The following is a 17,978-nucleotide window of genomic DNA, read 5'->3' on the forward strand; positions in this document are numbered from 1 at the left end:
TTAAAAGTCATCCTCAAATTCATCTACACCATCTTCTTCAGTTACTTCATCAAAATCCTCTTCAAATTCCTCACGTTCTTCGGCGGTCTTGTAGGGAATATCAGCCTCTCCTAAATTTCCACATACAGGACACTTAAATTCGATTGTTTGTCCTTCAAGATCTAACAGAAATTCTTTGGTGAAAACCTCATCACAATTTGAACAAACTAAGGTAGTTTGAATATTTTCTTGAGTAAATTTATGAGACTGTACCCGAAAGATTGTGTTCACCATACTTATTTTACCTATAAGAATCAGTCTTTATTATAAGCCTTATCTTTTTATAAACCTAAGGGTTGCAGTACATTTGCAATTTAAAGTTGAACTAATTCATGTCCAACATTTTGTGCATTTGTGGGATAACTCTTACATCCTTACAATAAGGGTATACTTCATCATAGATTTTTAAAATTTGTTCAGCAGAAGGAGAATCATATTGATAACTAGGTTGAAGTGTTATACCACTTAAATTATCAATATTGGAGGATTTAAAGATCTTATTTGTTAATTCTCTAATTTCATTGACGTTTGTTGATTTTGTAAATACAATTTTTACAAAGGAAATCTTATCCTTCCTGCTTAATGCCAATTCCAAACATTTCAATTCATTCTGAATCAACTCATCATAGAATTTAGGTTCAATTACTTTTGAATCAGAAGTTTTAAATTCAATTTTACAAATATCAAAATATGGCAGAACGGATTTGAATCTTTGCCAATCATAACAAGATGACTCAAGATAAGTTTTCATATTTAACTCATTTTTAATGAAATTTGCTAGGGTAACCAAAGATAAGGGTTGTAATAATGGTTCTCCTCCAGTAAAATTTACTTTAAAAATATTCGGCTGAAGCTTTCTGTATATGAGATGTTTAGCTTCACCTATGGTATAGGTTTTTCCACTCTTGGGTGATAGGGAATATTTCGTATCACACCAATAGCATCTGAGATGACATCCTGAGAACCGGATGAACAAGGTTTTTGTACCTGCAAATATACCTTCGCCTTCGATACTTACAAACACCTCATTTAATTGGACCTTGTCAAGTTCTTCCTGATCATCTATGGTATAATTTTCGTTATTGTTACTATCATTATTATGGATCTCAATTCTGGGATTAATGATTGGCATATAGTGTTTTATCCTCAAGACCTGCTTTCAAAAATGCATCTTTTCTATTCATACAAGATTCACATACCCCACATTGTATATCTACATTGCCCACGGTCACAGCATTGTTCTTATAGTTATAATTACCCGTTCCCGTATAACAACTCCAAGTTTCAAAAATTCTATTTCCCAATGTTTCATACCCCATCAAAAGTAACTCTGATTTGCTTATTTTATCTATTGCAGGTGACCAAATATGAAGTTTGTTTCTTATTCCTGCAGCAATCCCATCAATTTCAGACAAGTTAAGTAGTTTTTCTAGTGAGCGTGTGAATGAGGGACGACAATCAGGATACAACGTATCACCGGAATGAGCACCATACGCTATGAGTGGAACATCCAAAGAAGTAGCCCATACTGATGCAATGGTCAAAAAAACTGTATTTCTTAATGGTACTACCATGCTATAATCAAACTTTGAAGGGATTTTGGATCTTGAATTCGTAAGTATGTTTGTTTTTCCTAAAAGAGCTTTTAGGAATGATATATCAACTATTTCGTGTTTCTTACTTTTTAATAATTTGGAAAAGCGTTTTGCAACAGCAAGTTCATTGGATGCACGTTGCCCATAATTAAAAGAAATCAAATATACATCTAATCCCAAATTTCTTAGGTAAGCAGTAGTGCTTATAGAATCTAGGCCTCCACTAAATATACAAACAGCCTTTGAAAAATTACCTATGGAATCAGACTTTTGTATCAATTATAAAGTTAAATTAGATTATTCGCTATGTAAACTTGACGATGGCTCAATGTAATTATCTTTCTTTAAATATCCAACTAAACCTCCTATTGCATATGAGACAGATAGCATGACTCTAGTTAAGAAAAGTGTCTGTTCATAGTTATCGGTATAATTATAATATACTAAGATAGAGAACAAGGAAGAAAGAACAAATAAACCCGTAATTATTTGTTCGACACCATAAATTTTGGAATATTTTTTTAAAAATATGAAGGTGGAGATGTTACCCAAGGATAAGCCAGTAAGGAGTAGGAAAGGATAATACTTTTGGAAAAAAAGTATAAAAACAAATGGCAGAGCCCAAGTGAGTCCATTTATCAATTTCACAGATAAAGGCCAAGATATACTAGTTGAAACCCTTTCTCGAAATACTGTGCGCATGGAAATGAGAGGTTTCAGAAAAACTAATAAAGAAATAGCAAGACAACCAAACCAAATCAAATAATAATAAAAATAATCTAGGTTATAAACAAATATTATATGAGATAGGATCGAGGATAGCCCAAACCATAAAGATATAGAGAAAAATAAAAACGAAAAAACTCGAGTCATTCATATTTTAAAAATAATATTTTAATATATAACTTGATAAGGCAAAATATCAAGAAAGAAGGAAAGAATAACAATCTAGTTGAGAGACATAAAATACATTAACAATCATTTCTATCAGTAGATTGAGTGTAAAAAACAAATAATGAAAGTATGCAAAGTATGTAACAAAATAAAATTTCACTCTATCAATTATTTATTCTCAGACACGGTATGTAATGAATGCTATCTCATCTTAAAGGAAAAATCCAGATAAGGAGTTTTGCAATATTATTAGGGATATTATTCTTGGAAGTAACCACATTTGCTACAAAATTTTGAAGTATATTTTATTGCATTGCCACAATTAATGCAATATTTTTTTTCCTCATGATTCGAAGAGACATTTTTTGTATCAGTTGTAGTAGCATCTTTTGTACTATAAAAATCAGCAATAGCTCCCGTTGGTTTAAATGAATCATCCACATCAGGAAGATAAGAGGATGGAGGAGTCAATGTATTTGTTTTGGAATCTGGTTTATCTTCGATATATGTGAGTAAACGTGGAGTCAAAGTATTTGTTTTGGAATTCTTTACACTTTCACCCAACCATAACGCAAACTTTTTCAAAGTCATTTCAGGTGTAGAAAAGGTCAATGAATGGGTGGACATATAATCCTCGGTAGCCAATCGCCCATTAAAGATTTTCATAGTATATACTAAAAAACTGTGTCTTTTAATTATTGTGAATTACCACATTTGCTACAAAATTTTGCTTGTTTTGGGATCAAAGCGTTACAAACAATACAATTTTTTTTTGATGCCTTTATGTTTGACTGGTCTTGTTTAGTTATGACTATATCCACGGGTTTGAAGGTAGGTGCTTCTTGAGGTAATGGTAAATCATATTCTCCATCAATGGACCGAGGTGTAACAGATGGAGGAGAAGACAAAGAAGCAGGACCAGTACTACCTCCGGTTGAAATAAAGCCGTTTATACCAAGACTTCCAGCAGATCCACCGCCAGTACTGATATTACCACCATTATTACCAGAAGGAAGAGTCGATGAAGTAGATTTTTCGTTTTTGCCTTTAGTAGAAAAATTCTTATCCATAGCTGACTTGAGCTCAAGAATTACACGACAAGATAAAAAATTCAGAGCGGAGGATGATATAAGGAATTCGCCCATTCTCGAAAAATACTCATTACTATCCATTTTCCCCTGTTTAAATAATTGAGTTGAATCAAAAAATGATTCATAGTTATTTTGAGTATCATTAACTAATTGTTTTAATTTTTCAACAAGGCCACCAAGTGTATCTACTCCAAAGGACATGACTTGCAAATGAATAAAAACAAATTTAAATTTATGGAATCCTATCCACAATATACAAATAATTGTTATAGCCTCATTCAATGATGTTAAGTATTTATGAGAGTTTTTTAGGTGAAATAGTTGTGAAATTTTTAGAAGACAATTCAGATTTTGGAACAAATCCACTAGATAGTAAATATAAAGTTCTATCTGGAAAGAATTTTTTTGTTTTATGGTCTAGTTTGGGTATAGGTCTACTTGTTATTTCTGCAGGTTCATTCATTTCCTCTTCGAATATAGCAGAAGCAATAACAGCTATCATTATAGGGTCGGTAGTTGGATCAATTTTACTGGCACTAGCAGGCAAAATAGGCAGCGATCATTCAGTCCCATCTATAGTGAGCATGAGACCAACATTCGGTTTGCACGGTTCATATTTACTCACATTGCTCAACATCTTTCAATTAATAGGATGGGCCACTTTTGAAATAACAATCTTATCAAAGGCTGCTAATATATTTAGTAATGGTTCTATTGATTTTTACATATGGTCGATAGTTTTTGGAGCAGTCATAATTCTTTTTTGCATACTAGGACCATTAAGAGTTGTCAAACAATGGCTTAGCAAATTTGCAGTCTGGGTAGTATATGGCTCAACTCTAGTCATGCTCGCAAGTATAGCAATTTCAAATAACGGAGTTGGTACAGAAAGTATAATAAATTCGCCTTCAGATGGCGCTGCTGCGAATTTTAGCTTTTTTAATTCTTTAGATTTGGTAATTGCTATGCCTTTATCTTGGCTGCCTTTGGTGGCAGATTATAATAGATTTGCCAAAAATAGTAAAAATGCATTCTATGGAACATTTATCGGATTTTCAATTACAAATTCCCTTTTTTATGTAATTGGATTCTTGTTGGGTATTAGCGACATATTTGCAATACTCGTTGCTATTCAAACATTCTTTTATGGGTTTTTTCTATTGGTATTAATAGTTGATGAAGTAGACAATGTTTTCGCTAATATTTTCTCCTCTGCTATGTCATTTAAGAATATTTACAACAAGATAAATTACAAGTATCTTGTTATTTTTTTCACAACATTAGGAGTTTTGTTGGCCAATCTTATTCCCATTCAACAGTATGAGAGTTTCTTATTGATAATAGGGGCATTATTTGCACCACTGTTTGCAATTGTGTTGACAGATTATTACATCATAAAAAGGAAAAAAATATCTGTAGAAAAATTCTATGAAAAGACCCATCGGATAAAGATATCATCATTTCTTGCATTTATTGCCGGAAGCGTCACTTATTTCATTTTATCACCACTATCGGGTTTACAAGTAACGGATGTGAGTTTAAACATAGGATCAACCATTCCAAGCATAGCAACTTCAATTTTATTCTTCCTAGTAATAGAATTTTTAATAAAAAAGGTTAAATCGAAAAATGAAGAGTATTCAACTGATAGCAAGATTGAGTGAAAGGTTAAGGTAGATGTCGATGACAAAAAAAAGGATTGTAATTTTAGGGGCAGGTTATGCAGGCATATTTCTCAGCACAAACCTTTCATCAAAATTAGACAAGTACACGACTGAAATAATACTAGTAGATAGAAACAATTACCACCAATTAATGCAAGAAATACATCTGGTAGCCTCGGGTTATAGAACAGCCGAGCAATTAAAAATTCCAATTTCATCTTTAATACAGGGTAAAAATATCAATTTTATTCAAGGGGACATAGAAAAAATATTACCTGACAAAAACACCATACTCTTAAAATCAGGCGAATTAAAATACGATGAATTGATAGTTTGTTTGGGATCATCAACCAAATACTTTAACATACCTGGTGCCGACAAGTATACCCTCCCTTTAAGATCGATATACGATGCTTCCATTATTCACAATCACATTTTAAGAATAATAGATGAAGCTGAAAACAAGAAACACAATATAGTAATAGTAGGTGCAGGTGCTACTGGAATAAGTCTTGGAAGTGCTTTAGCTGAAACGATAAATGCCTCACCTAACAAAAGCAATATCAAGATAAATATAATCGAAGCAACTTCAACGATTTTGCCAGGATGGGACATAAGAGTTAAGAATAAAACAGAAGAAATCCTCAAAGAAAAAGGAATAAGGATTTTTCATAATTCACTAGTAGAAAGGGTTGACCAAAATACGCTATTTTTAAAGGATGGTTTAGAGATAAAGTCATCTTTAATAATATGGACTGCAGGTGTAAGAGGGTATAATATAGACATAGAACCAGCTATCGATAAAACCAATGATGGTAGAATTATTGTTAATGAATATTGTCAAACGAATCAGTATAAAAATATTTATTCCATAGGAGATCTGGCAGCTATGAAAGATTCAAAAGGGAAGTTATATCCACCGTTAGCACAAATAGCAGTAAGGCAAGCACGTTATTTAGCAGACAGTATAGCAGAACGTTATATTCATGGAACAAATCCGAAAGAAAAATTTGACTATGAAATAAAGGCACAGATAATATCAGTGGGAAGTGATGAATACGTAGGGTTGTTGAATAACTATTTAGTAAGTGGAGATCTGGCAAAGGTGATTGATGAATTTACAAAACAGACATATATGAAATCATTAAAGAGTGGGGGAAAGAATATATCCGTAAATCTGTACGAAAATGACTTTTTCTCAAAAGTCATGGCAGGTATAACCTTTGCAGGGTTTACCTTCTTTAAAGGATTAGAAAAGTTAGCATAGCATAAGACACATAAAAATAATCGACATAAGCAATAATTGATCACATCTTATTATGGAAATTAGGTAATGGGGTTATTGATGCTGATTCGTTAATAAGGATCGTCATCTACAAATAAAAATGAAGGCCTAATCACTCTTCATAAGTAAAAAGATTATGTATATGCAAGGATGTAAACTCAATTTAAGTTGTTGTATATACATACAGACATAATTTGAATTTGAAAGGTTTTATATATTATCAATAAATTGTATCTTTCTCTTGTTCATAATATTGTTTAACGATGAGTATGCTCATGCCTGTGTTCATCCGTGTGTATATGGGGATGGGAATGAGAAATCCCGCCGTGGCTATGGGAATGATAAATTTTCTTGAACAAAGCATACAAAGCGGTAATGCCAAAAGCTAGTGTTACGAACATGACAATTGTTGGACCTGAGGAAGAATCCAAAAAGAAACTTGCATACATTCCTGAAAAAGAAGCCACACAACCGATTATTATAGACAAGAACACCACATTAGAAAAATTATTTGAAAGCATGCGTGCAGAAATTGCAGGTCCTACTATTACAGAGGCTAGTAACGTTACTCCAATTGATGACATTGAAACTATTATAACTGTGGCCAGGACAAATGAAAATAGCAATTCTATATGTGACGTTCTAATACCACTAATTTTGGCACTTTCGTTATCAAAAAATGAAAAAACTAGTCGTTTGTGTAAAAAGAAGAAGAATGCGCTTGAGAGGAGTGTAACTGAAACAATAACATACAGATCTTGTTCAGTTATTGCCAAAATATTTCCAAACAATAATGACTCAAAATTTCTTGTATACCTGTCTGTCATGCTTACAAGTAACACTCCAAATGCAAAAATGGCCGTTGTAACCAATCCTATTGCTGCATCTGGTTTAATTTTGTTTCTTTTACTAATTTCATAAATAATAAACGATGCAAGATAACTCCAAATAATAGCTCCGATATAGTAATTTATTCCAACTATGTTTCCAACAATTGCCCCACCAAATGCAGCATGAGAAAGCCCATGACCAACATAACTTAAACCTCTCAATATAATGTATACTCCTGCTAACCCACAAATACCACCAAGCAAAACAGACACTATTATCCCTTTAATAAAAAACTCGTATTGAAAAGGTAGTAAAAGATCAATCATATATATCTTGTAACTAAGGTCTGTAATCTGCTAATCCATATGTTTTTAAAAGATTCTCTTCCTTAAGAACATCCTGTGGAGGGCCTTCTGCAATAACATATTTGTTAAAACATACTACCCAAGGAGAACGATTAGCTATGTGTGTTATGTCATGTGTGGACAAAATCACAGTCATACCATTGTTATTGAGGTTCTTTAGTATGTCAAATATCTTCTCTCTAGATACATAGTCAAGGCCCGTCGTTGGTTCATCTAAAATGAGAACATCAGGATTTCTAATCAAGGCTCTACCCAAAAATACTCGTTGTTGTTCACCACCAGAAAGAGCTCTAATATGCCTTTTTTCATATCCACCCAAACCCAATATTCTTAACACATCTTTGATTTGATTTTTTAATTTCTTGTCGATCCATGGAAGATAACTCTTGTAATTCCATGATCCCATGGCAATAACTTCTTGAACAGAAACTGGAAAGTTCCAATCAATAGTTTCTATTTGAGGAACGTAACCAATAGAAGGATGATAAAAGATCGAATCACGATCATTATTACAGATATATTCTATATCTCCGTTCCATGGTTCATAAATCCCACACAATAGTTTTAGCAGAGTGGTTTTTCCAGATCCACTAGGACCCACTATAGACACAAATCGTCCTTTTGGAATAGTCAAGTTAACTCCTTCTATAACAAAATCATGATACGAAAATCCATAGGATAAACCAGTGATTCTTAGGCATTCGAAGGAGCCCACATGAAAGGTATTGAATGGGTAGCTTATTAATATTTTAAAGAGGGTTTAAGGAGTGTCGGTATAGGTATTTGCCGGATTTATATCAGAAAGACTACTAATATTTCCTCCCAATGGAACAATCATGTTTTTCATATTTTCAAGCATCATTCCGACATAGGTATGGTTAGGATCAGTCAGATTACCTGGTAAAGCATCATCGCGTAGAGTTTGTACTATTTCGATGTTGGCTTCATCTGCTATTTGATCCACAATTCGGTTAGAAAAGACTTCGGAAGCAAATATAGCTGAAACATTTTCTGCTCTGATCTGATCAATCAATTTTGCAATATCAAGTGGCGATGGTTCTGAAAAGTCTGACGGTTGTACTGCACCCATTACAGTCATATTATACCTAGGAGCAAAGTATGCCCAAGAATCATGATATGTAATTAATTTCCTATTTTCCGGAGGTATGGTTTGAGTTGCTTCTTTTATTCCTTCATCTAATTGTTTTAATAGTGTAATATACTTGTCAGCATTCTCCGTGTAGTAATCAGTGTTGTTAGGATCCATTTCAATCAACTTATCTTTGGTTAGATTGGCGAATTTCATGGCATATACTGGATTAAGCCATAGATGCGGATTAGGATGATCTTGATCTCGCGGGAAGCTAAAATCAAACACCCATTCATCAGGAGTTATGGCATTATCCCCAAGTTTGAGTAATTGGATATCGGGATTGGTATTTAATGATGTATTTACTATTCGTTCCATCGGATCTTCCAGATAGAGCCCATTTATGATCACAAGATCTGCATTACTTAGTTTCACGATATCAGATGGTACTGGTTCATAGGTATGGGAATTCACGCCCTCTGGAACTAGACCTGTGAGGCTTATCCTGTCACCTCCTATATTTTTCACGATATTGGTAATAGGAGATACAGAAGTAACTACGTTCAACGTCTTGTTTAGTGCAAAAGAGCTTTTATTGACTTCAATATTTGCAGATATAAACAAAAGAGACAATAAGGCCATTGCGAACGTCATACAAAGAGTTGTCTTTGAATTTTTAAGAAGAGATTTTAACATCAAGTTTTATTATAAAGAATCAGATTAAATTTTTGTAATACAAGATTTACAATTTTATCAGATAAAAAACTTTTATATCACCAAAAAAATTAGATTTTTCGCATTCCACTAAATGAAATGTTTAAGACATTTCGACGCAAAATGCCAACAATTGAATAAATCAAGTTTCTTATATCTTCAACAAACGAACCAAGCATGCGGACAAGTACCCCATTTTCATTAGGTAGTTTTGTGCACCCGCCAATAACACTCTTTGTCTTAGATAAGGACTCCAATATTTCACTCTGAATATTATTTAACTTATCCTTTGGAGTTAAGATATAGACACTTCCCAACACATCATAGTTATTTAATATTCCAAAAGATTTTACATTTTCTCTTTTAGGTTCTATTTTTGCTATATCAATTAGCCTTAGTTTATCATACTGATTAACTGATTTGACTTTCATATAGCAAATATCATATTCAAACGATTCATTGCTTGCAACTCTACCAGGAGTTAAAATCTCAGAGTAAATACATGTTGCTTCATCATGAACCTTGATATTTGATACCTGATAGAATCTAGAATCCCTAAATGGGATTATCTGATCAGGGATATATTCAAGATAGCAATCCTTATCGACGTTCAAGTTTATTATTTGGGTTCCAAAATTCTTGTTCATTTTATAAATTCTGGTAGCACTCTGTGTAGTAACATGAGATTTGGCCGAATTTGAAAGTGAAATATCCATTCTAAATCTATCACCTTGTAAGATGCCGCCAGAAGGAGATATTATATAGATATAAGCCATTTCAGGGCAAGTCTCCTCAAGATACATTGCCCGTTTTATACAAAGAGGTACCTTATAGTGCTGATATTTTATTGTAGTTTTGTGAATTATAGGATCATTTTCTAATTTTAGTTGCAAAATACCCAATTTGCCGGATTTTCCCACACCCATCTGCTCCAAAGTACTATCATAATTCAATACCTCAGAAGGGATTTTGTCTGGAGTACAATAAGAAAGATTATACACACTCATGAAATCACAAAAATTTCAATTGACGGCAACTGATTTGGGCGGTGCGTCGAACAATACATCTTTTATTATCTGCTCTGCGACTTTTTCCACGCCTTGGCCAGTCTTGCTATTTACAAAGACATATGGTTTATTGTTTCGAACTATCTTTGCATCTCGTTCCATAATACTCAGGTCAGCGCCAATAAATGATGCGATATCTATTTTGTTAATAACTAGCAGATCCGATGTTTCTATTCCAAGACCACGTTTTCTAGGATATTTATCACCTCCAGAAACGTCTATAATATATATGAAATAATCTGCAAGTGCTGGACTAAAGGTGGTAGTTATATTATCACCACCACTTTCTATTATTATTAAATCAAGATCTGGATGTTTAGATTCCATTTCCTCGACTACAGAAATATTAATTGACGGATCTTCTCTGACTGCAGTATGAGGACAACCTCCTGTTGCTATTCCTATTACAAGATCTTCTGGCATTAGTCCTCTTTCCGTGGCAAGATTTTTTCTCATCCTGTCAGCATCTTCCCTGGAAACTACATCATTAGAAATGATTCCGACATTATATCCACCCTTTTTTAAAATAGGTACTAATTGTTCAATTAACATTGTTTTACCTGAACCGACAGGCCCTCCTATGCCAATCCTAGGAATTCTTGAAAGTGCCACAAGAGATAAATTGAAAAAATCAAGTTATAAACATTTTTGAATCCATTTGCTCATGATGCATTTGGATTATATCAAGATGTGGAATGAACTGCCACATTTCATCAGCAGGTTGTTCGATATTATTTAAAACCGTAGATAGTATTACAGGCTTTAAATCATCTATCATCATTTGACCTTCAAAATGTTGAAGTATGCCTAATCTAAGAGCCGCCCCTATAATACTGACGACAAAACCATAGGATAACATCAAACCCGACCTATCCTTCGGCAGATTCAAAGAATTACATCCTATTGCATAAGACACAGGAAAAACGCCTTTTGCTAGGCCATCTTTTATGCTCTTTGAATAAAAAGTCAGATATTCATTTTCTCGAATGAATGTAGAAACACATCTCAAGAATTGAATGCCCGATCTAGTCGAGGCAGAACGTGTTTCATCTACTAATCTCATGAAATAGTATGTATTATCTAGATCTAAAAGCGACGAAAAATCCTTCTTTTGAATAAAGCTATACACATTCCCTATTACACAACAATCAGTGGGCCCTATCTGTTGAACAAGATAGGCCTTTACAAAATCCAAAATTTCACTATATGAAATTTTTCTGTTTTTATCATAAAAGAGTTGTTCCAATCCGTTGGAAGTGGTATATAACCCAGTTGGAAAAAAAGAATCAGCTAACTGTAAAAAACTTAGATCCTCTATAGATACGGTATTGGATGGTGAAAGTAGTTTCTCGTTCTCATCAGTGTGCATGGACATCAAATCCTTGGTCAGGTTCAAAAATAAGAGTTTCTGTACGAATTTCTATATGGTTTTTTAGATCAGACAATAGTCTCAAGAACAGATTTATCTCATCAGGAGTTTGAATAGGAAATATAATATCATCTTTATCAATTTTCAACGGTCTATGTAAGTTTCCAATAGTATGACCAACTTTAATTGCAACATTTGTAAGATCGGGGTGATGGCGATGGCGATGGCGATGTTCAGTGCCACTACTGTCTTCATCATCATCACTACGAGGATGAACGTTCTCCCTAATATTCAGAATAGCAACAAGCTCTGGAGATAATTTTATTATTATCATTCGAGTATCATCTAAAAATGCCACATCGCCATCTCTCAAATGGGTCCGAGATGGCAAAATAAATCCCACATCCGTTCCCTTGTCTGAAACCTTTCTCATCCTAACTTTTTCAGTTTCAGATCTCTGTATTGTTATGGTTTCAAGAGTATTTTTCTTTAATGACTCCTCATATTTTTTTTTCAAGTCCAGATTGTTTTTTACATTTCCTACAATAGTCGTAACGGTTAACATAAGATAACATATAGAATTCAATCTTATCAATAAAAACAATTTTAATAGATTATAAAGAAAAAACTTGATTCAGTGCTAGTTATTTTTAGAAATTGCTTTGGTATCCCTTATTTTTTTCACAGCATTTATCATGTTCTGCAGATTTTGGGTGTAATCATATTTGCCATAGTGTCCATATTTTGCAGGATCCAATTCTGCAAACATAAATCCCGCATCCGACATTTCGACTTTTGATCCAATTTCGAATTTTTCAGCTACAATGCATTTTTTTACCAAATGATATGGATAATCTAAATTAAGATGAGACTTGGGATCTATATAACCAGAGATCAATGATAATTTTCCCGATTTAACAATTACATGTCTGATTCGTGTAGGATCGATTATTAGCAAAGAATCATCAACATTGGATTTTTCGGTACAATGCCTAATTTGCAACAACACTCACCTTTTTGAATCCGATAAAGCTTGAGGGTTGAGATCATCTGCAGCTAAATTCTTATCTATTCTGAGTACAGATTTTGCCATCTCCCCAGAAGCTTCCAATGCCATGGTTTTTACCAAAACAGGGTCAAGTACACCTTTTGATACCATATCTACTATTTCTCCACTATCTATATCTACCCCGTATCCATCAGGTGATGCTTTAGCATTCATTACCTTTTCCAAACCATTGAATCCAGCGTTTGTTAATATTTGTCTCATAATACTTTCTAACGCAGAGGTTACTACTTCAAGTCCTACTTGCTCCAACCCATTGAGCTTTAGTTGTTTGATTTTTTCAATGATATGTAATTCTGCAGCACCTCCGCCTGGAACTACTCCATAATTTAGGGCTGCTTCTGCAGCATTTACTCCATCGATTGTGGATCTCCACCTCTCCAAAGATGTTTCCTTTGTAGATCCTGAAATCAAGATTGTTATAATCTTTTTTCCGTTGCCATTTTCTAAATAGATAATTCCATTGTCCTCATCTTCGTATATTTTTTCAGATACGCCAATAATATCATTATTTTTCAGATCGTCTAAAGTTCGTACGGGTTTTGCACCTGTGTATCTTGATAAATACTCAATTTCCTCATTCGATATATGTACTGCAAACAATCCCTTTGATACAAATAAATCTTCAATTATTTGATCGACTTCAGGCGAAGCTATAAAGAGAGTATTTGCACCGGTTGCTACTATTGCATCAACAATTCTCTTAGATTTTTCGAGTCGATCCTTTTCCATAGTAAGAATATCTTGATATTTGCTATTTTCTTTGATCCAAGATTCCTTTACAGGTTTTAGATCTAATTTCAAAATAAGAATCCTTGAATTATCTACTTTATTTGGTAGCTCAGGATCAATTCTTTTTCTTTCCAATACAATTCCATTAAAAATCTTGTCTTCAACATCAACTCTTCTTATCACTTTGATTGCTTTATCAAAATCATACTGACCATTGTAAATCGCATCCTTTCCTACGGTACGCAGAGCATCAACCACAATTTTGTATAGGACGCGACCATCTAGTTTGGAAGATAGACTTGTTTTAACAATCTGATCAAGCTCAGGATCGCTAAGTTTTATTTTTTTAGCGCTTTTCACCAACAAGTCGCAGGAATGCTTTATACCGCTATCTATCCCTTCAACAACCTTGGTAGGATGAACTGCAAGTTCACGAATAAGCCTCTTGCCTTCTTTTATCATTTCAGCGGCAAGAATAACTGCTGTTGTAGTTCCATCTCCAACTTTTTGTTCTTGTCTTTCTGCAATTTCTACGATCATTCTAGCCACTGGATGGATGGCTCTTAGCGATAATAATATGGTAACACCATCATTAGATACGTGTCTATTCATTGATTGATCTATCAAAAGCTTATCAAGACCCTTTGGTCCCAATGTAGTTCTAACAGTATCTGCTACAGCCATTACGGCATTAGAATTAGATTCCAAAGCATTAAATTCCACGTTTTCAGCAATTGGCTTCCAAACTCCAAAATTTTGTGAAGACATATTTTTTAGATTTAAAGACCAGGAGATAAATGTATCAGATCAGAAAGTTGCAAATAGAAAGTAGAAAGTAGAAAAAAGAGTGGCTGAAATTACGCCATAAAGTATCTCTGTGCTAAGGTTAATTCCTTTGCGGGATCTACAGTAGCAATTTGTCCATCAATCTTAACTTCATATGTCTCAGGATCGATCTTAATTTCTGGTGTCTTATCGTTCCACAGCATATCTTTCTTTCCGATGCTTCTACAATTGCTTACTGGCAATACAGTTTTTTCTAAACCTAATTTCTCGGGAACGCCTAGAGATATTGATTTCTTTGACATGAATGTAAATGATGTCTTCTTTACGGCACGTCCCATGGCACCAAACATAGGTCTATAAAATACTGGTTCAGGTGTCGGGATAGAAGCATTTGGATCTCCCATTATAGACCAAGCAATAAATCCACCTTTAAAGACCATTTTTGGTTTTGCTGCAAAGAATGGGGTGTTATACATTACGATATCAGCATATTTTCCTACCTCAAGCGAACCTAGATAATTAGAAACACCATGAGTAATAGCTGGATTTATAGTTGTCTTTGCAATGTAGCGTTTGGCTCTTAAATTATCATTGTCTCCTTCTTCATCCTTTAGCTTTCCTTTCATCTTTTTCATTTTATCTGCTGTTTGCCATGCGCGTATTACTACTTCGCCGATTCTACCCATAGCCTGACTATCAGAGGAGTACATGCTAAGAATTCCTTCATCATGTAAGACGTCTTCTGCTGCAATAGTTTCGGCTCTAATTCTTGAATCTGCAAATGCGACGTCCTCTGCAACTGCAGGATTAAGATGGTGGCAGAACATGAGCATATCAAGGTGTTCATCAATTGTATTAACAGTAAATGGTCTGGTTGGATTGGTTGACGAAGGCAATACATTTGGTTCTGCTGCAATGGCCATGATATCTGGTGCGTGACCTCCACCAGCTCCTTCAGTATGATAAGTATGGACAGCTCGTCCATCAATTGCATTGACTGTATCCTCAAGAAATCCACATTCGTTTATTGAATCTGTATGGATTGCAACCTGAGTATCTGTTAAGTCTGCTGCACGAAGAGAGGCATCCAAAACCGCAGGCGTGGTTCCCCAATCTTCATGATCTTTTAATCCACATGCACCTGCCTCAATTTGCTCCATTTGAGTGGCCAAAGAGGGATGAGAATCGTTACCTTTTCCTAAGAATCCCCAGTTCATAGGAGTATCTTCAACTGCCTCTAACATCCTACTAATATTAAATACACCCGGCGTACATGTAGTAGCATTGGTACCATCTGCAGGACCAGTACCACCACCTATCATGTTGCATATACCGTTACTAATGGCATCGAGATACTGCTGAGGTGAAATCATGTGTATGTGTGTATCAAAGTGCCCTGGTGTACAAATAGTATGCTCACCTGCTGTTGCCTCTGTACATGCTGATATTACAAGATTTCTATCGACATCATCCATTGTTAACGGATTTCCTGCTTTCCCTATGCCTGCAATTTTACCATCCTTGATACCGATATCTCCCTTTACTATACCCAATACGGGATCTAAAACTACTGCATTTGTGATAACAAAGTCCAAAGCTCCAGCAGCATTGGTGACACCAGGAGTTTGAGCTAGGCCATCACGAATTGTTTTACCACCGCCAAAAACGCACTCATCTCCATGGGATATAAGATCTTTTTCAACCTCGATCATGAGATCAGTATCGCCTAATCGAATCTTGTCTCCTTTAGTTGGACCATATAGGTCAGTATATTGTTTTTTAGTTAATTTTAGAACCAATTACATCCTCTCCTAATTATTACCCATTCCTTTAAAGCCATAGAACTTGGCTTTTTCAAATGCAGATTTTTTTATATTACCAGATTTCATACTTCCCATAGTTAATCCATTAAATCCAAAGCATACTCTTGAACCACCTAATTCACAAAGCTCAACTTCTTTTGAATCACCGGGTTCAAATCGTATAGAAGTCCCGGCCGGGATGTTCAGCCTATAACCAAAGGTTTGTTCTCTTGGAAAATCGAGGACTTTATTTACTTCAAAAAAGTGCGTATGTGAACCAATCTGGGACGGTCTATCACCGGTATTTTTTACAGTAATCTTGATAGTCTTTCTGTTTTCATTGCATAGAACATCTCCTTCAGATAAAACATATTCTCCCGGTATCATTGTAAATCAAAACCTCCATTTACAATCAATTTTGATATAAATCGGATCGTCGTCATCATCTTCATTTCCACCTATTGAATCGGATCATGAACAGTGACGAGCTTTGTACCGTCTGGAAACGTTGCTTCGGCTTGTACTGTATGAATCATTTCAGGTACTCCTTCCATAACATCTGTTCTTTTTAAAATATTTCTCGCAGATGTCATTAATTCAGCTACAGATTTTCCTTCACGAGCGCCTTCTACAATATAATTGGCTATATAAGCAACTGATTCTGGATAGTTTAGTTTTATTCCTTTGTTCTTTCTTCCCTCAGCGATTTGGGCAGCCGTCCAAATCATCATCTTTTCAATTTCTCTTGGAACTAACATCATGTTTAATTCACATATAACAAACGTAGTGAATTATTTTAAAATTCAAAATAATAATCAATATATATGAACAATTACAATTCCAATTTTGATTTAGTCGACGTCGACTAATTCGTTAATTTACTTAGCTGCGATTTTAACAGGTAAACACATCTTTAACCAATATAATATTTTTTCATATTTGCCATTCTTGCCCGTGGGGAGAATCAATTCATATTTTTTTTCTTTTGTATGAATTATCAATACATTTTCCCTTATTGCAGTTCCGAGCATATTTGAAACCAAAGTTTTCGTGTCAGGATATAATACAAATTTTGTAATATCTTTGTAAGGTATTGAAGTTTCCTCCTGCGAATGTTGACTGTCTTTTAAAACAGAGGAATCCTTTTTCTTAATATCAGAATATTCGATCTTTTTTGACAACACAAAGTAAAGGTAGGGTCCAAGTCCAGCACCAAAACCAGGATCAGTTAGTTTGCGAATAAAGCTTTTCCTCATCAAAATAATTCTACTTGGAGTAAATGTAAGAAGGTAATCTACCTTCATAGGTTTTTGTTTCACATATCCAGAAAGCCTTAATACGATAGGCTCTATATCACGCTCTTTCATCAAATCATAAAACATTTTGATTTTTTGTGTATCAGAAACAGTGGGATTGGATCTAATCTTAGCTAAATCTACCTCGATGTCAGACAACATTGTAAGTTAATTTGTGAGAAATATTACTTTAATTGAAAAGATATAGTATAAACACAATAGATCAGGATCGGAATAAAAGTGAATTTGTTTGTGGATTGATGTGGTTACTTTAATTCATCAATGACTAAATA

At 34.3% G+C, this 17,978-nt stretch carries 20 protein-coding genes; 2 read left to right on the top strand and 18 right to left on the bottom strand.

From position 1 onward, the window contains the following. The 5 genes from NFRAN_RS06065 to NFRAN_RS06085 all read right to left on the bottom strand — a co-directional run bounded on the left by NFRAN_RS06065 (position 1) and on the right by NFRAN_RS06085 (position 3,820). Entirely contained in the window at positions 1-273 is a 273-nt protein-coding gene (locus NFRAN_RS06065; protein WP_134483817.1) for a hypothetical protein, read from the bottom strand. Between the two features lie 91 nt (positions 274-364). Continuing rightward, the gene (locus NFRAN_RS06070) at positions 365-1,171 is read right to left on the bottom strand and encodes a 7-carboxy-7-deazaguanine synthase QueE (protein WP_134483819.1); all 807 of its coding nucleotides are present in this window, start codon (positions 1,169-1,171) and stop codon (positions 365-367) included. Next, on the bottom strand, positions 1,158-1,913 hold the full coding sequence (locus NFRAN_RS06075) for a 7-cyano-7-deazaguanine synthase (RefSeq protein ID WP_232037954.1): 756 nt from the start codon (positions 1,911-1,913) through the stop codon (positions 1,158-1,160). Before NFRAN_RS06075 ends, NFRAN_RS06070 begins: the two co-directional genes overlap by 14 nt. A gap of 873 nt (positions 1,914-2,786) precedes the next feature. Further along, positions 2,787-3,194 carry a zinc ribbon domain-containing protein gene (locus tag NFRAN_RS06080; protein WP_134483820.1) on the bottom strand — a complete coding sequence of 136 codons (408 nt, stop codon included), beginning with the start codon at positions 3,192-3,194 and terminating at the stop codon, positions 2,787-2,789. 29 nt (positions 3,195-3,223) lie between these two features. Continuing rightward, the gene (locus NFRAN_RS06085) at positions 3,224-3,820 is read right to left on the bottom strand and encodes a zinc ribbon domain-containing protein (RefSeq protein WP_134483822.1); all 597 of its coding nucleotides are present in this window, start codon (positions 3,818-3,820) and stop codon (positions 3,224-3,226) included. A 122-nt stretch (positions 3,821-3,942) separates the two neighbouring features. On the opposite strand from NFRAN_RS06085, the gene NFRAN_RS06090 reads away from it, so the two are divergent. Continuing rightward, on the top strand, positions 3,943-5,283 hold the full coding sequence (locus tag NFRAN_RS06090) for a purine-cytosine permease family protein (RefSeq protein ID WP_172602170.1): 1,341 nt from the start codon (positions 3,943-3,945) through the stop codon (positions 5,281-5,283). A 19-nt stretch (positions 5,284-5,302) separates the two neighbouring features. Continuing rightward, entirely contained in the window at positions 5,303-6,550 is a 1,248-nt protein-coding gene (locus NFRAN_RS06095) for an NAD(P)/FAD-dependent oxidoreductase (protein ID WP_172602171.1), read from the top strand. 275 nt (positions 6,551-6,825) lie between these two features. Here the strand turns inward: NFRAN_RS06095 and NFRAN_RS06100 are convergent, their stop codons facing one another. The 13 genes from NFRAN_RS06100 to NFRAN_RS06155 form a co-directional block, all read right to left on the bottom strand. Continuing rightward, positions 6,826-7,725 carry a metal ABC transporter permease gene (locus tag NFRAN_RS06100; protein WP_134483828.1) on the bottom strand — a complete coding sequence of 300 codons (900 nt, stop codon included), beginning with the start codon at positions 7,723-7,725 and terminating at the stop codon, positions 6,826-6,828. Positions 7,726-7,738: 13 nt separating this feature from the next. Next, on the bottom strand, positions 7,739-8,479 hold the full coding sequence (locus tag NFRAN_RS06105; protein ID WP_172602172.1) for a metal ABC transporter ATP-binding protein: 741 nt from the start codon (positions 8,477-8,479) through the stop codon (positions 7,739-7,741). 45 nt (positions 8,480-8,524) lie between these two features. Next, entirely contained in the window at positions 8,525-9,550 is a 1,026-nt protein-coding gene (locus NFRAN_RS06110) for a metal ABC transporter substrate-binding protein (RefSeq protein WP_232037955.1), read from the bottom strand. Between the two features lie 89 nt (positions 9,551-9,639). Next, positions 9,640-10,575 carry an urease accessory protein UreD gene (locus NFRAN_RS06115; protein ID WP_197731142.1) on the bottom strand — a complete coding sequence of 312 codons (936 nt, stop codon included), beginning with the start codon at positions 10,573-10,575 and terminating at the stop codon, positions 9,640-9,642. 15 nt (positions 10,576-10,590) lie between these two features. After that, the gene (gene ureG / locus NFRAN_RS06120) at positions 10,591-11,247 is read right to left on the bottom strand and encodes an urease accessory protein UreG (protein ID WP_134483832.1); all 657 of its coding nucleotides are present in this window, start codon (positions 11,245-11,247) and stop codon (positions 10,591-10,593) included. A 19-nt stretch (positions 11,248-11,266) separates the two neighbouring features. Then, positions 11,267-12,004 carry an urease accessory protein UreF gene (locus tag NFRAN_RS06125; RefSeq protein WP_232037956.1) on the bottom strand — a complete coding sequence of 246 codons (738 nt, stop codon included), beginning with the start codon at positions 12,002-12,004 and terminating at the stop codon, positions 11,267-11,269. Beyond that, positions 11,994-12,569: an urease accessory protein UreE gene (locus tag NFRAN_RS06130; protein ID WP_134483836.1), complete on the bottom strand. Its 576-nt coding sequence runs from the start codon at positions 12,567-12,569 to the stop codon at positions 11,994-11,996. The genes NFRAN_RS06125 and NFRAN_RS06130 overlap by 11 nt, the downstream gene beginning before the upstream one ends. A gap of 75 nt (positions 12,570-12,644) precedes the next feature. After that, positions 12,645-13,007, bottom strand: a complete 363-nt coding sequence (locus tag NFRAN_RS06135) for a hypothetical protein (RefSeq protein ID WP_134483838.1) — start codon at positions 13,005-13,007, stop codon at positions 12,645-12,647. Between the two features lie 6 nt (positions 13,008-13,013). Further along, positions 13,014-14,570 carry a TCP-1/cpn60 chaperonin family protein gene (locus NFRAN_RS06140; RefSeq protein WP_134483840.1) on the bottom strand — a complete coding sequence of 519 codons (1,557 nt, stop codon included), beginning with the start codon at positions 14,568-14,570 and terminating at the stop codon, positions 13,014-13,016. An 89-nt stretch (positions 14,571-14,659) separates the two neighbouring features. After that, the gene (gene ureC, locus NFRAN_RS06145) at positions 14,660-16,387 is read right to left on the bottom strand and encodes an urease subunit alpha (RefSeq protein ID WP_145988037.1); all 1,728 of its coding nucleotides are present in this window, start codon (positions 16,385-16,387) and stop codon (positions 14,660-14,662) included. Between the two features lie 12 nt (positions 16,388-16,399). Then, positions 16,400-16,777 carry an urease subunit beta gene (locus tag NFRAN_RS13410; RefSeq protein WP_145988038.1) on the bottom strand — a complete coding sequence of 126 codons (378 nt, stop codon included), beginning with the start codon at positions 16,775-16,777 and terminating at the stop codon, positions 16,400-16,402. Positions 16,778-16,848: 71 nt separating this feature from the next. Continuing rightward, positions 16,849-17,151 carry an urease subunit gamma gene (locus NFRAN_RS06150; RefSeq protein ID WP_134483841.1) on the bottom strand — a complete coding sequence of 101 codons (303 nt, stop codon included), beginning with the start codon at positions 17,149-17,151 and terminating at the stop codon, positions 16,849-16,851. Between the two features lie 117 nt (positions 17,152-17,268). Next, entirely contained in the window at positions 17,269-17,844 is a 576-nt protein-coding gene (locus NFRAN_RS06155) for a hypothetical protein (RefSeq protein ID WP_172602173.1), read from the bottom strand. Positions 17,845-17,978: the final 134 nt, after the last annotated feature.

The sequence above is a fragment of the Candidatus Nitrosocosmicus franklandus genome, assembly GCF_900696045.1.
GTDB classification, from domain to species: domain Archaea; phylum Thermoproteota; class Nitrososphaeria; order Nitrososphaerales; family Nitrososphaeraceae; genus Nitrosocosmicus; species Nitrosocosmicus franklandus_A.

Excerpts from the sequence above, each read along its gene's own strand:
- NFRAN_RS06065 (WP_134483817.1), bottom strand. The coding sequence starts at position 273 with ATGGTGAACACAATCTTTCGGGTACAGTCTCATAAATTTACTCAAGAA.
- NFRAN_RS06070 (WP_134483819.1), bottom strand. The coding sequence starts at position 1,171 with ATGCCAATCATTAATCCCAGAATTGAGATCCATAATAATGATAGTAAC.
- NFRAN_RS06080 (WP_134483820.1), bottom strand. The coding sequence starts at position 3,194 with ATGAAAATCTTTAATGGGCGATTGGCTACCGAGGATTATATGTCCACC.
- NFRAN_RS06085 (WP_134483822.1), bottom strand. The coding sequence starts at position 3,820 with ATGTCCTTTGGAGTAGATACACTTGGTGGCCTTGTTGAAAAATTAAAA.
- NFRAN_RS06095 (WP_172602171.1), top strand. The coding sequence starts at position 5,303 with ATGACAAAAAAAAGGATTGTAATTTTAGGGGCAGGTTATGCAGGCATA.
- NFRAN_RS06100 (WP_134483828.1), bottom strand. The coding sequence starts at position 7,725 with ATGATTGATCTTTTACTACCTTTTCAATACGAGTTTTTTATTAAAGGG.
- NFRAN_RS06110 (WP_232037955.1), bottom strand. The coding sequence starts at position 9,550 with ATGTTAAAATCTCTTCTTAAAAATTCAAAGACAACTCTTTGTATGACG.
- NFRAN_RS06115 (WP_197731142.1), bottom strand. The coding sequence starts at position 10,575 with ATGAGTGTGTATAATCTTTCTTATTGTACTCCAGACAAAATCCCTTCT.
- NFRAN_RS06125 (WP_232037956.1), bottom strand. The coding sequence starts at position 12,004 with ATGCACACTGATGAGAACGAGAAACTACTTTCACCATCCAATACCGTA.
- NFRAN_RS06130 (WP_134483836.1), bottom strand. The coding sequence starts at position 12,569 with ATGTTAACCGTTACGACTATTGTAGGAAATGTAAAAAACAATCTGGAC.
- NFRAN_RS06140 (WP_134483840.1), bottom strand. The coding sequence starts at position 14,570 with ATGTCTTCACAAAATTTTGGAGTTTGGAAGCCAATTGCTGAAAACGTG.
- NFRAN_RS13410 (WP_145988038.1), bottom strand. The coding sequence starts at position 16,777 with ATGATACCGGGAGAATATGTTTTATCTGAAGGAGATGTTCTATGCAAT.
- NFRAN_RS06150 (WP_134483841.1), bottom strand. The coding sequence starts at position 17,151 with ATGATGTTAGTTCCAAGAGAAATTGAAAAGATGATGATTTGGACGGCT.